The organism is Symploca atlantica LB2515 (genome assembly GCF_052546295.1).
In genome coordinates this window covers 3,877,693-3,891,851 of the sequence record NZ_JBQWMT010000001.1, presented here as the reverse complement: position 1 = coordinate 3,891,851, position 14,159 = coordinate 3,877,693, and the positions used below count along the sequence as shown (strand labels likewise).

Below are 14,159 nucleotides of genomic sequence, written 5' to 3'. Positions count from 1 at the left end.
ACAACGAGAAAATTCAAGACGACAAGAAAGGCAAAACAAAATGATTTAGGCTATTAAACGTCTGGCATAACAGCGCAATCCATCAAGTTCTGTTGTAATAGAATCCTCAATTTTGTCCGGCGCACTATCTTCTACGCTTCCACCCTGAAGTTGCAAAATATCGTTAGCTTGCATTTCTAGCAGCCACTCATTAAATTGAGAACGACTAACCCGATCACCTATTACCCGTCTCATCCGATAAATTGGTACTAGATCATCCAAGTTGTAGTCCCGATTCAGCTTGTCATAAACATCCAACGCAACTTCCTTAAACTCGTCATAAGATGCGATCGCCGCTTGCGGCGCTACACTCTGCGTAATCGCCTTTTCTTCAGCTTTTGCTAGCTGAGTAGGAACGCTAACAGCACCATTTGTCTGTGCAACCCACTTGGCTAAAGCATTAGCAACCCAAGTTCCAATAATCGTCCCCCCAAACTTTACCTCACCACTTTTGAGCATCTCTCCTAACATCTCCACGCCTTTAGGAGATAAAGAAAACTTGTTTTTGGTCGTCTTGAGTGCTCCCGCCTCTTCCAATTCATCAAAGAGTCCTTGATAAGCTGATACTTTCTGACTCTTACGTACAACTCGTTTTGTCAGCTTACCTTTGGCTACTTCTGTCTTCGTTCCATCCAGATCCCACAAGGCGAGAAGTAGGCGAATTTTGGCTTGGGGGTCATTAACTGCTTTTGTTGTCATTTCAATCCTTCCAGGTAGTAGCAGATAAAATTATCACTCTTCATGCGTCTACCTACTGATAGCTTAACCATCCCTCTCAGGCAAATCACTAGTCGAGCATTTCCTAATAATCACTGCTGGTGGCACATACGCACTATACATAGATTACCCACTTCGACCCGGATAGTAACGAAGAACACCAAATTTTTTGACGTGGCTGATCACGAGTACGAAAAAACAATCAAGATACCCGACTTCTTGATCGAAACCCTGATTGCTACGAATAAATTTGATTGAGAAGTCGGGGATCTGCCGGAAACTTTGGTATTTAGCTAAAGTAAATTTACTTGATATAAACCAAAACTTTAGCCTTTAGGTGAACTGATAATTGCCTGTAATCCCTTCACCAATCTCTCAATCCCCTCCGCCGCTGTTTCTTGCTGCAACGCACCATAAGCAACCCGCAAATAACACCCATCATCCATACCAAAAGTAGTACCAGGAATAACCGCTACTCGATACTCCCGAATCAATCTTTCTACTAACTCAAAAGCATTCAGCTTAGTATGAACCTTTAGGAAAAAATAAAACGCCCCATCAGCAGGCGCAACTGTACATAAATCTTCTATCTCTTGAAGTGAATTAAGCATTAACTCTCGCACAACTGCGATCGCTTTTGTATAACCACGGCAATAACTTGCTCCCACCTGCAAAGCCCCTAATGCCGCATACTGAGAAATTACCGGAGGGCAAATCAAAATTGTATCCTGGATTTTTTTAACCGAAGCCAGCAAATGTTGTGGAATTACCATATAACCAATACGCCAGGAAGCAAAACCATAGGCTTTAGATAGACTGAAAAGAGAAATTGTGTGTTCGCTACTCTCAGTAAATGACCCTGGAGAACAGTGCTTTACTCCGTTGTAAGTAAAATATTCATAGGCTTCATCACTAATATGATAAATTCCGCGATCGCGACAAATTTGATTAACTCTACGTAGCGCCTCCTCTGCATAAACTACCCCAGTAGGATTATTCGGTGAAATTGTCACTACCGCCCGTGTTTTTTTTGTAATTGCCTGACTAATTGCTTCGGGAATTAGCTGATAATTTTCATCTGTTGCCACTAGCACTGGACGACAACTAGCCATAGCGATCGCCATTTCGTGATTGAAATAATAAGGCGTTTGCAGGATAATTTCATCGCCCGGATTAGTAATTGCAAGAATCGCATTGATAAATGCCATATTGCTACCGGCTGTAACAACAATACAGTTTTTATTATTGACTTTTATGTCATTTTCTGATGTTAACTTTGTCTCAATTACTTCTAATAAAGGTGCAATACCCTGGACTGATTTGTACTGATGATTCTCAGTCACAGCCAGAAACTGAGAAATTTGTGCGATCGCTTCCTGTGGTGGTGCATAATAGACAACACCTTGCCCTAAAGAAATCGTTCCAGGACAGTTGCGTATCAGTTCACCAACGACAGGAATAATCGGCGACTGCACTGCTTGCATGCGAGAGGTTAAAATGTCCATGCGCTTGACTTGAAAAGAAAGAAACAAAACCTACACGAGTGCTGGCAGGTAATAACTTCTAACAATAAGCTGTCGTGCATTTAAATTACCTATTTTCTGTTTCTTGTTCAGGAGTTCCTTTTTACCAATTATCAAATATTCATACCCTATTTAAATGCAGCAGCAGTTTATGGGCATCAACTCCCTTCTCAAACCTTTCCAGCGCTTTGGTGTTCATCTCGGTTTAGAACGCATTCAAAGACTCTTAGCGGACTTAGGCAACCCCCACCACTCAATCCCAATAATCCACGTCGCAGGGACAAATGGCAAAGGTTCCGTATGCGCCTACCTTTCCTCGATACTTACCGCAGCAGGTTACCGAGTGGGACGCTACACTTCCCCTCATTTAGTTAATTGGACAGAGCGTATCTGCCTTAATGAACAGCCAATTCCAACTGAGTTACTCGAAAAAGTACTGTTGCAAGTGAAGTTAGCAATTCCAGAAAATTGTGAAGATTCGCCTACTCAATTTGAAGTGATTACCGCCGCTGCTTGGTTGTATTTTGCCCAACAACAGGTAGATATTGCTGTAATAGAAGTGGGATTGGGGGGAAGACTCGATGCAACTAATGTATGTGAGCAACCCTTAGTAAGTATCATTACTTCCCTAAGTCGGGAACATTGGCAAGTGCTGGGCCCCACCTTAGCAGATATTGCCACAGAAAAAGCTGGTGTCCTCAAGGCGGGTTGTCCTGCTATTATTGGTTCTCTACCGCCGGAGGCTAAACAAGTGATTGCCTCGCGGATTGAACAGTTAAGTTGTCCAACAGTATGGGTGGAACCAGCAACAGAGTTACCAACTAGAGAATTACACCAGGAAAGATGGGTAAAATATCAGGGAATTGAGTATCCCTTGCCGCTATTGGGAGAAGTGCAACTGACCAATTCTGCAATAGCGATCGCTACATTGCAAGTTCTCCGTTCCCAGGGTTGGCAGATTTCCGAGACAGCAATAATTTCCGGCATGGCAAACACTTGCTGGCTGGGGCGTCTACAATGGACTAGTTGGCACAATCACCCCATACTAATTGATGGTGCCCACAATCGCGCCGCCGCCCAAGCCCTTCGTCAGTATGTCGATACTCTCAACACCTCAGTAAGCTGGGTAATGGGTATGCTCTCAACGAAAGACCATACTGAGGTCTTCAAAGCGTTGCTGCGACCTCAAGACCGATTGTATCTCGTGCCAGTATCTGACCACAGCTCTGCTGAACCAGAAGCCTTAGCGACTCTTGCTCAAAGTATTTGTCCGGAGTTAAATAATTGCCACACTCATTCTAATTTAAACGCAGGACTAGAGGCAGCAACTTCTCAAGACGCCACAACTCCCAAAAATGTGATTGTTTTGTCTGGCTCACTATATCTAGTGGGACAATTTTTGCGGGAAGCTGAACCCAACCCTAAGTAAACCCTCTGGTTCCCCATTCGTCCCCTAACAGTGCAACGCCATCACTGATGCTAACGTTAGGTTGCAAATTCAGTAATCAAATACCACACAATAAGCTAGATTGGTTACCATGCATCTTGATAGGTATTGTTAAATATTAAGTTTTTCATAACTTAGCGCCACTCTAATCTTAATCTTTGCTCCCGCCAAACCAGGATATGTTTAACCGTTTTCGAGATCTGTTTTCCCAGGGCAAGAAAGGCATCGGTATAGAACTGGCTCCGGAGCGAATTAATATCGCTCAACTGCGTAAGCAGGGCCAGGGCTTCAAAGTCACCGCGCTCTACTCCCATGATGTACCAGAAGGTATCTTTGACGGAGGGCAAATTACTGACTCCGTAGCTTTAGCTGAACTGATTGAGGCAGCCTTAGCCCAGAGTAAAATCAAGGCTGAGCATGTTGCTACTGCCGTACCGATGCGGGAAGCGATTATCCGCATTATTCCCATTCCCGCCGAGCTAGATGATAATGAGCTACGAGATATGGTGCTCAATCATGAGGCTGGTTTGTATCTACCCTATCCCCGTGAAGAAGTAGATTTAGATTATCAAAAACTGGGCTTCTTCGTTGATGAAGATGGTATCGAAAAAGTGCAAGTACTGCTGGTGGCTACCCGCAGGGAAGTGACAGACATGTATATCGATACATTTAAGTTAGCTGGGTTAAAGTTGGATGTTCTGGAAATTAATAGCTTTGCTCTAATTCGCACCATCAAAGAACAACTGCGGCAATTTACACCGCAAGAAGCCGCTGTATTAGTAGATATTGAATTTGACAGCACCGAGATAGCAATTATCGTCGAGGGAGTGCCTCAATTCTCCCGTACAGTTCCCATCGGTACTTTCCAACTACAGAGTGCCCTTTCGCGAGCGATGAATCTACCTCCTTCCAGAAATACAGAATTGCTACAAGGCATGACTATTCCTAGTACTCAACCAGATGGTGACCACACGGGAGCTACGGGCATTAATCCCGGTATGGCAGCACTGCTAAGAGTCTTGGGAGAACTGGCTGATGAACTGCGCCGCTCCATCGATTTTTACCTGAATCAGAGCGACAATCTAGAAGTGGCACAGCTACTTCTAGCAGGCCCAGGAGGTGGCATTGGGCAACTAGATGAGTTTTTCACACAACGCTTAAGTTTACCAACTACTCAGGTAGATCCGGTTACGGCTCTTTCTTTAGAGGTGGATGAAGAAATTCCGTCGGTGCGACGACCGGGGTTAGGAACTGTACTGGGATTAGGATTGCGGGAGGTTTAAAATCATGTATAGCTTAGATGTCAATTTCTTAGTTGACCGACCTGAATATAGCTCTGGTGAGCAGGGAACCGAGGTACCCAAAAAAGCTAGGCAGCAAGCAGAAATGAGGCCGCTAATTTTGGGTATGGTGGCGGGTATCCTACCACTGGCATTAGTCGGTGGCTTGTTACTTTTCCTACAGCAGCAAACAGGTCAGTTAGAGGAAGAACAAGCTAGAGTCACTCAAGAACTAGAACGCTCAAATGCACAGAGAGCACAAGTTGACCAACTAACCAAACAAATTAACGCAACTAACGAAGAAACCCAGGCGCTGGCAACCGTTTTTAATCAAATTAAGCCGTGGTCAGCCATGTTGCAAGACATTCGTGAGCGCGTTCCCCCTGGAGTGCAAATCCAAACCATCGAGCAAACTGAAGCGGCTGCTAATAAAGCGTCATCTAATGCTGCTAATGCCCAGGCTGCCAACAGCGATACACGACAACCAGTTAAGCTGGAAATTACCGGAACAGCCAGGTCTTTTGACGACGTAAATTACTTTCTACTAACATTACAGCGGTCTTCATTTTTTAAGGGTGATCAAACACAATTAGTCAGTGCTGATTTAGTCAATAATCCTACCAAATTGGAAGTTCCTAAAACCCAGAATCAGTCAGGAACTCAAGTCAAGTACGAACTACCGAAGGTGGTAGAATACAAAATTCAAACGAACCTAAGTAATGTGCCAGCTTCTGAGTTACTCCGAGAGTTGGATAGTAAGGGTGCAGTGGGATTAGTAACTCGGATTAAAACCCTTCAGCAGAAAGGAGTGATTCAACAATGACATACATCGATGCCGATAAAGAGTTTGTCCTGGCTGAGGGGCCAGAAACAACTCCTGAATATCCCACAGCCTTTGGAGTTACTATCACTCCCAAAGTTGGAGGTATATTTATTGCACTTTTAGGTCTTGCGGGGGCTTTCTATCTACTGCTTAATGTAGTACAGCCTTCTTGGGAAAGATATCGAAGCTTGCAAGCAGATATTGCCGACAAAAAAAGTCAAATTCAATCAAAGGAAGAAATCCAGAAACAGATTCAGCAGAAAAAAGAAGAACTAGCGCAAGCAAAGCAGCAAAACCGACAGGTCCTGAGTCTATTTGCTAATGAAAAAACCTTAGATACTTTGCTCTTAGACCTCAATACCTTCGTTAAAGACAGAAATGGTACATTAGTAACTTTTCAACCAGACCCAGAGGGACAAGTTATCGTCAATGATGGCTCTTTAGGCCCATTGGTCAACGGGAAACTAAAACGCCAAACCATCGATATCGAGATGGAAGGTAGATTTGAACAAGTCCAATCAATCATGCGTAGTTTCGAGCGCTTGCAATCCCTCTTGCTGGTTAAAGACTTTCAAGCCGAAGTGAGTACGCCTCAGCCACTGGTAATTAACCAGGGCAAAGTGATACCAGGCGCTCAACCAACTATTAAAACCAACTTTAAACTAGAGGCACTGCTACCTTTGACCGACCAGGAAGAAGCAGCAGCAACAGCAGCTCAGTCAACTCAACAAACAAAGTAAAAAGCACTGCGTTTTGTTCATAGCTGCTAGCTTCCAGCATTTTAGCAATGCTTGATCTCCTGAACTTATCAAACATAGTCGCTAGCAGCTAATCTAATGATTGCTATTGTAGGTGAGGAGTGCACGGTGAGACAGGCTCAAAATTTAAGTGGAATTGTCATGGGAGGGGCGGTGGCGCTACTAGCGGTACAGCCTGTCTGGGCTGCAACGACCCAAGTAACGGCAGTACGGCTCAACCCCAAAGGCAATGGACTGGAACTCATTCTAGAGACTCAAGCGGGTGGTGATCGTCCGCAGATTTTTGCTGTGAGTCGTGGAAATGAATGGGTAGCGGATATTGTCGGTACTAGTCTGAATTTAAGAGAGGGTGAGAGTTTCCGCCAGGACAACCCAATACCAGGTGTTACCTCTGTGGTAGTTAGCCCACTGGATACCAACAGCATCCGGGTAGTAGTTAGTGGAGACGGCAAACCCCCTTCCGGTCGGATTATCCAGGGAGAGGGCAACTTCATTGCCTTAGGCATTAGTACAACAGCCAATAATCGGACAGCAGCTAACATCCCTGCCCCTAGACCGTCAGCTCCTACGCGGGAGTCGAGGCGAAATTCACCAGAACCCCTCGCTCAGACGCCACCTGCTGAAACGGCACAGCCAGAAGTTGAACCAGAGGTGATACCTGAGCCGCCAGCTCCGACACCAGAGGTACTTTTCCCCGACCCAGAAATCACGATTGATGGTCAGCCAGCAAACTCCGCAGGACCGGCGCGACCAGTGGCACCAGCGCCACCTTTCTTACCAAGAGCCGTTGCACCGCCAGTTGGCGACATTGCCATCTCTAGCATCAATGCTGCCGCTACCACTATCGACTTGGGGACAGCCGCCCGCGTACCACGCCTAGTTTTGCGAGAAGCTCCCGTTAGAGAAGTATTAGCCTTACTTGCCCGCTCAGCGGGTCTGAACCTCGCCTTTGCTGGCGATGGACCACCGACTCAGGGTCAAGGAGCGGCTCGTGGGGCAGCTCAGGGAGCCCCTCAAGATAGCGCACTACAGAGAATTTCCCTAGACCTTGAAGACGAACCAGTTCAAGATGTATTTAACTACGTCCTCCAGCTCTCCGGTCTCCAGGCTAATCGAGTGGGAAGGACAATATTTGTCGGAGCTAAACTCCCCGACGGCGCTCGTAACATTATTAGTCGCACTCTTCGTCTCAATCAAGTTAGTGCAGTAGCAGCTGCCAGTTTTTTAAGTGCTCAAGGTGCGGAGACACAACGACCAGTAACGACGGAACAGGTGACCATTGTCGGCGAGGGAGCGGCGCAAAGAACCGTCATTAATGAGACGACTAATATTGAACCCTTAGTTGCTCAGCAAACCGAGAGTGGTGCTCCTCTACTCCTCAGAGGGTTATCAGTAGTACCCGATGATCGACTTAATGCTATCTCGATGATTGGTACGCCACGCCAAGTAGAAATTGCTACCTCTTTATTGACACAGCTAGATGCTCGTCGCCGTCAGGTGGCAGTGAATGTCAAAGTCGTGGATGTTGATCTAGGAGCAACTGACCAATTCAATACGAGTTTCTCCTTTGGGATCGGTGATTTTGCTGTTAATAGTAACCCTGCCACAGATCTTAATTTTCCTGCAGCGCTAGGAAACTCTGGTTCTATAGACATTAACCAAAATAATGATGATCAGGATTTTGCTGCTACGGTAAATGCTCGAATCGTAAATGGTAATGGGAAGATCCTGACTGACCCAACCCTCCTAGTAGGAGAAGGACAGACTGCTCAAATCAACTTAACTCAAGAGGTAATTGGTAACGTAGAAAGAACCAGAGAGGGAACTGGTGAGAACGTTACAACGACAGTAACAGCAGAAAAAGTTGAGGTAGGTTTAATCCTCAACATACAAGTCGATAGAATCGATGACAATGGCTTTATTACTTTAGCTGTTAATCCTGAAGTAAGTTCTATTAGGGAGGACGCGGCTTTAAGTACTGGAGGGGGTGATACTAATCAGATTAGCTTACGGAACATTCGCCGCTTGACAACGGGGCAAGTTCGCTTGCGCGATAGCCAGACGCTGATTTTAGCAGGTATCATTCAGGACGAAGACCGGGCAAGCGTATCCAAGGTGCCGATTTTGGGTGACTTGCCAATAATTGGCGCTTTATTTAGAAATACCACTCGGACAAAAGCCCGTAGGGAAGTAATCGTCTTGGTGACGCCTCAGATTCTCGATGACTCAGTGGAGTCCGCTTTTGGCTATAACTACGCGCCGAGTCCGGAGGCACGTCAAACCTTACGACGCCAAAATTCCCCTTTTCTAGAAGGAAACTAGCAGGAGTTAAATACTACTCCTGGTAATGATGGCGAAACATTGAAGGGTCAGGTGTCTGATTTGAAGTAGCACAATGAGCAGGGGGGCAAAAATTGGCTCCTCTCTTCAGCCTATTTGAACCCTGGTATTGCTTATTACAGATCACTGGAGATCAACTAAGTTGGTCTCGTTTCCTGTTATCTTCCACCAACTCGGTCTCTAAAACTCTCAAGCAAATTTAACTAATCAACCAGCTCATTTTAGTGTTAAAAAAATTAATTTCTCATTTTTGAAAAAAAAGATACATAATTACAAATTTCAGAAATTTGTTGGTATTGGCGAATAAATGACCAACAATGAGTAAGTTTTTTTAGCAAATTAGCTATTGACAAAGAGGGTGTTTCAGTAGCAACATGCCACAAAGCTACTGAAATCTAAATAAATTAAAGCTTTCAGGGATCCAGATCCGGCAAGCAGAGCTTAGAATATTGCAGTGAAACTTCGAGCCTGCGGGTTTTGCAGCGATTTGAAGTTGAAAGTTCCCGCTCTTAGGGTGAAAATCTGGATCTCGACGGCGAGATTTTAGATTCGTATTTGACATGTCATACCAACAAAAAGGAGATATTCAATGAATAAGGGCGAATTAGTTGATAAGGTGGCAGAAAAAGCTACAGTGACCAAAAAGCAGGCAGATGCAGTTTTATCTGCTGCTCTAGAGGCGATTATGGAAGCAGTTTCTGATGGTGATAAAGTCACCTTAGTGGGCTTCGGTTCTTTTGAATCACGGGAGCGCAAAGCCCGCGAAGGACGCAATCCCAAAACCGGGGATAAAATGGAAATTCCGGCAACGAAAGTTCCGGCCTTTTCTGCCGGTAAGCTGTTTAAAGAAAAAGTCGCGCCAGACAAAGACGGCTAAACGAGAAAGGAACTTATCCTTGAGACGACCAAATCATGGAGGAAACTTAGCTTGGGCAGCAGCAGTAGCAGGCTGCCCTCCTTCCCTGATTTGGGATTTTTCCGCTAGTATCAACCCACTGGGGCCTCCAAAAAGTGCGATCGCTGCTATTGAGTCTCAACTCAATAACCTGATTGCCTATCCTGACCCCGACTATCGCCAGCTACGGGTGTCACTGAGTCAGCTGCACCCGACTCTGACACCTGACTGGATTTTGCCCGGTAATGGCAGTGCAGAGCTATTAACTTGGGCTTGTCGGGAACTCTCAGAATTGGAGGAAACTTATCTAGTTACCCCAGCCTTTAGCGACTACCAGCGGGCACTCAAGGCATTTAAGGCTAAGGTTAGGGAGTACTCCCTTCTTGATCACAAAAGAGGGGAACCAGCAACTCTTAAAAGAGAGTTTCACTCCCTACTTTCTAATCTCCACTCTTCAGATAGCGGTCTATTACTCAATAGCCCCCATAATCCGACAGGCCAGTTGTTGAACCGGGAGGCAATCTTGCCCTTGTTGGAGCAATTTGCTCTGGTTGTGGTAGATGAAGCTTTTATGGATTTTCTACCTCCTGACCAGCAGCAAAGCCTCATCCCAGTAGTGCAAGATTATCCCAACTTAGTGATTTTGCGATCGCTAACTAAGTTTTATAGCCTCCCCGGTTTGCGACTGGGTTATTGTGTAGCCCACCCTGACCGAACTCGGCGTTGGCAGGAGTGGCGGGATCCTTGGCCGGTGAACTGTCTGGCGGTTGCCGCTGCCACTGCGGTAGTATTAGATACCAAATTTCAACAACAAACCTGGGATTGGCTGCCAGGGGCGAAATGGCAGCTATCTCATGGTTTGGCGCGGCTACCAGGCTTGCAACCTTATCCAAGTGCCGCCAACTTTTTACTGGTGCACTCCGAACAACCAAGTTCACAACTTCAGAAAAAACTGCTCAAGCACAGCCAATGCCTAATCCGCGACTGTTTAAGCTTTCCGGAATTAGGCGATCGCTATTTTCGGGTTGCTGTTCGCACAACAGCGGAGAACCAACGCCTCTTAGAGAGTCTGGACGCCATTTTGTAAATGTTATTTGCTGCTCAGCATGGTTTGCACCGTTGGTGTACCTCAGACACAAAGCTTGTCGGTGACAGATTTCTAGCACAGCCTTTCCGGGAAGCGTAGGTTTGAAGATTACAGGTCATTGCTCTCTTACTGCCAAAAATGCCCAATCGAGTCTACCAAATGGACAATAGAAAAGGGAAAACAGAGTTGGGATAGTAGAGGCAATGACCGTTGAATACGACCTGATTGTTATTGGCGGCAGTAGTGCCGCTACTTACGCCGCCGTTACTGCTGCCCAGATGAATGCTCGTGTTGCCCTGGTAGAACCCCAGTGCGCCCAGACGAACTGCTGGGGTGACAATACAATCTACACCCAGGCGTTGACCCAGGTTGTGGGTTTTGCCCGACAACGGCTTGAATTATCCCCATTAGGCATTGATTCTCAAACAACTGAGTCAACACAACCAGTTCCGACAGAATTTCCCTGGCAAATTCCTACATCTTGGCAATTGACCGAGGCAATGCAGTGGGCTAAGGCCCTCGTCTCGACTAAAAAAGAGCTTAATGACAGCGCAGTTTTAGCTTCTTTGGGCATTGATGTGATTAGCGGTATTGGTGAATTTTGCCGACGCCCTCACCTAGGCTTTGTGGTTAACAACCGACGTTTGACGGCACGATTCTATTTGATTGCTACTGGATCTCGTCCTAATATTCCCGATATTGAAGGCTTACAACAAGTTGGCTATCTCACACCACAGGATATCTGGGTTAGGAGCTTGAAAGCAGACGATGCCAACTTTCAAGCTTCTAAACTGGAACCTGTAACTCCTCAGTTTCTAGGTAACTGGGTGGTCATTGGTGGTGATCTCATGGGCATTCAACTAGCTCAGACTTTAGTGAGACTTCAGTGTGATGTCACTCTAGTTATGGAAGCCTCTAACATTCTTCCGGCAGAAGATCTAGAAGCCTCTCACCTGGTACAAGCACAGTTGGAGGCTGAAGGCGTTCGTGTGTTAACCAACAGTCCGGTTACTCAGGTAAGGTGGCTTGAAGATAAAAAGTGGGTTCAAGCTGGAGATAATGCTCTTGAAGCCGATGAAATTGTCATCGCTAATGGTCAGCAGGCAAACTTAGAATCCTTAAATCTTGAAGGTGTTGGGGTTAAGTTTAACCAACGAGGTCTTAAACTCAACGCAAAACTGCAAACTACTAATCCCTGTATTTATGCTTGTGGAAATGTTGCCGGTGGTTATCAGTTTGCCCATATAGCTGAGTATGAAGCTGGTATTGCTCTAAAAAATGCCTTGTTTATACCGATTTTTAAGGTTGATTATCGCGGGATTCCTTGGGCAATTTTCTGTGACCCCCAATTAGCAAGGGTAGGCTTAACAGAAGCACAAGCGAGACGCCGCTATGGCAAAGACGTCTTTGTAGTACGGCAATATTTCAAAACCTTAGACAAAGCTCAACTGCTGGGGGAAACTACCGGGTTTTGTAAACTGGCGGTTCGCCGCAATGGGGAAATTTTAGGAGCCTCGATAGTCGGGCCAGAGGCTAGCGAATTGATTGGGGCGATCGCTTTGGCGATGCGACAGAATATTAGGGTGGGCGCTTTGGCAGAGTTACCCCAAGTCTCCTTAACGTTGTCAGAGATTATCAACAAAACTGCTGGGGAATGGCGATGGCAACGTTTCGGCGATAACCATACTTTACAAAACTTTCTGGAAGGCTTCTTTAAGTTACGCCGTCACTGGTCTTGATGAAATTCTGGTAGGTTAAGCTGATGTGCGTTTAACGAGGGTCTGATGCAAGCATCTCTGGTTGTTAAGGATTCGAGAGGTAGTCTAATACCCAGAATAGCGACTGGGCTTGGTCTTGCAAGTTTTAGGGGTTGTGCGCGATGCTTGCAAATTGTCAAAACCAAAATAGGGCAAGGTTTCCAGAGCTTATCTAACTTCAAGAAAAGTGGAGATTTGAGGAATTTTGGTGTCTTATTGATTTATCAGCCTGAGATACTTGCAAAATGTTCTAATATAAGTTTCGTCTCTAAACTTTTAGACTTTCAAACCGTAATTTCCCCTAGAGCTTAAAGTTAGAGAGATACTTTTTCAGTAAATGTCTCATTTGCCGCAAAATTCCTAGAGCCTAAGGTGTAGATGTCAGCTTTCTAGTGCTACACCACAGAGAAATAATTTTTGATGAAACTGAATAAAAGACTGACCAATCTGGCTCTGATTGGCTTTACTTCGATCTCTGTATCGATTCAAATGGCAATACTAATGCCAAGTGCGATCGCTCAATCTCAAGAACCCGTCGCTCCTCTTGTGCAAGAGGTTTTGCCTCAGCTACGCCAGGTAAGTACTTAATACTATCAAGTGGCTCAGGGACGGCAATAATCCTTGGGTTTACGTGCGTGTTGTAAGTGGCCCGAACAATGCCGTTAATAGTCTGGAAGGTTGGGTGAACTCAGATTATTTAGCCTGTTATGACGATGCTTAACCCTCTTTTGTCACTCTCGTCAGAGTAAAAGCTGAAACCCTTAGCAAAACCCAAACAGCTATATTTGCTCCAAGTGCTTTTTTCGTAAATCTCCCTGAATCTGCTTAGGTAAACCGCCGCAGGACATCAAACTAGGTTTGAGAATTCTCTCAAAATATCCCCATGCTAAAGTCAAAAACTAACTTAGCCTTTGACGACTCTGCTTAGCCTAAAACCTACATATTTCCCTTTTTTGGGAGATATTTCCTCTTTTTACCGAGTTTTTTACTTTTTAGATTTAATCTTTGAAATAAGAGTTTAAAACACGAAACTCTCTGAGGGTGTGACGGTAACTAACTCACGTCAGGAAAGTGGGAAAAACCTTGTAATCCACAAACGAGGCAAATGCTCAACTTTCCTTGCAGGAGACCTTAAAATTTTTAGGAGATTTTATAGTGAAACGGAAGCTTATAGTTTTATCCCTATTTCTCGGACTAGTATCAATGTTGGGAGCTTGCAGTTCTCCAGAAACCCCAACTGATGGGGCTGGTACAGGTACAACTGGTAACATCGAAAATCCTGAGGGAACCCAGGAAGCTGGCACCACAACTACGCCCGATACATCCTATAACGAGCAACCATCTGGCGTCTCGGATCCAACATCGGCAATTGACTCTGAAAAGACCGAACCATCTGCTGAAGCTGAATCTAGCACCACTCTGCCTGGCGAAAGCGAAGCCGCTGAAACAGAATCACCCAGTTCTGAAACAGAAGCAGCTCCAAGTAACTAACA

At 45.4% G+C, this 14,159-nt stretch carries 12 protein-coding genes; 10 read left to right on the top strand and 2 right to left on the bottom strand.

Translation table 11 applies throughout. From position 1 onward, the window contains the following. Nucleotides 1–45: 45 nt before the first annotated feature. Nucleotides 46–738 carry a hypothetical protein gene (locus ACT7WV_RS16215; RefSeq protein WP_445103868.1) on the bottom strand — a complete coding sequence of 231 codons (693 nt, stop codon included), beginning with the start codon at nt 736–738 and terminating at the stop codon, nt 46–48. Between the two features lie 344 nt (nt 739–1,082). Next, nucleotides 1,083–2,261, bottom strand: coding sequence for a pyridoxal phosphate-dependent aminotransferase (locus ACT7WV_RS16210; RefSeq protein ID WP_445103867.1), 1,179 nt, complete (start codon nt 2,259–2,261; stop codon nt 1,083–1,085). A 169-nt stretch (nt 2,262–2,430) separates the two neighbouring features. Here ACT7WV_RS16210 and ACT7WV_RS16205 point away from each other — a divergent pair, with 169 nt between their 5' ends. The 10 genes from ACT7WV_RS16205 (at nt 2,431) to ACT7WV_RS16160 (ending at nt 14,157) form a co-directional block, all read left to right on the top strand. After that, the gene (locus ACT7WV_RS16205; protein ID WP_445105671.1) at nt 2,431–3,708 is read left to right on the top strand and encodes a bifunctional folylpolyglutamate synthase/dihydrofolate synthase; all 1,278 of its coding nucleotides are present in this window, start codon (nt 2,431–2,433) and stop codon (nt 3,706–3,708) included. A 197-nt stretch (nt 3,709–3,905) separates the two neighbouring features. Then, the gene (pilM, locus tag ACT7WV_RS16200; protein ID WP_445103866.1) at nt 3,906–5,009 is read left to right on the top strand and encodes a type IV pilus assembly protein PilM; all 1,104 of its coding nucleotides are present in this window, start codon (nt 3,906–3,908) and stop codon (nt 5,007–5,009) included. Between the two features lie 4 nt (nt 5,010–5,013). Next, complete coding sequence (locus ACT7WV_RS16195; RefSeq protein WP_445103865.1) at nt 5,014–5,829, top strand: PilN domain-containing protein; 816 nt, start codon at nt 5,014–5,016, stop codon at nt 5,827–5,829. Further along, complete coding sequence (locus ACT7WV_RS16190; RefSeq protein WP_445103864.1) at nt 5,826–6,569, top strand: hypothetical protein; 744 nt, start codon at nt 5,826–5,828, stop codon at nt 6,567–6,569. Before ACT7WV_RS16195 ends, ACT7WV_RS16190 begins: the two co-directional genes overlap by 4 nt. A gap of 96 nt (nt 6,570–6,665) precedes the next feature. Then, nucleotides 6,666–8,909: an AMIN domain-containing protein gene (locus ACT7WV_RS16185; protein ID WP_445103863.1), complete on the top strand. Its 2,244-nt coding sequence runs from the start codon at nt 6,666–6,668 to the stop codon at nt 8,907–8,909. 607 nt (nt 8,910–9,516) lie between these two features. After that, complete coding sequence (locus ACT7WV_RS16180) at nt 9,517–9,804, top strand: HU family DNA-binding protein (RefSeq protein ID WP_445103862.1); 288 nt, start codon at nt 9,517–9,519, stop codon at nt 9,802–9,804. 19 nt (nt 9,805–9,823) lie between these two features. Then, the gene (gene cobD / locus ACT7WV_RS16175) at nt 9,824–10,909 is read left to right on the top strand and encodes a threonine-phosphate decarboxylase CobD (protein WP_445103861.1); all 1,086 of its coding nucleotides are present in this window, start codon (nt 9,824–9,826) and stop codon (nt 10,907–10,909) included. A 203-nt stretch (nt 10,910–11,112) separates the two neighbouring features. Further along, the gene (locus ACT7WV_RS16170) at nt 11,113–12,648 is read left to right on the top strand and encodes a dihydrolipoyl dehydrogenase family protein (RefSeq protein ID WP_445103860.1); all 1,536 of its coding nucleotides are present in this window, start codon (nt 11,113–11,115) and stop codon (nt 12,646–12,648) included. 438 nt (nt 12,649–13,086) lie between these two features. After that, nucleotides 13,087–13,254, top strand: coding sequence for a hypothetical protein (locus tag ACT7WV_RS16165; RefSeq protein ID WP_445103859.1), 168 nt, complete (start codon nt 13,087–13,089; stop codon nt 13,252–13,254). Between the two features lie 567 nt (nt 13,255–13,821). Then, nucleotides 13,822–14,157 (top strand): hypothetical protein, encoded by a 336-nt coding sequence (locus ACT7WV_RS16160; protein WP_445103858.1) that lies wholly within the window; start codon nt 13,822–13,824, stop codon nt 14,155–14,157. The last annotated feature ends 2 nt before the right edge of the window (nt 14,158–14,159 follow it).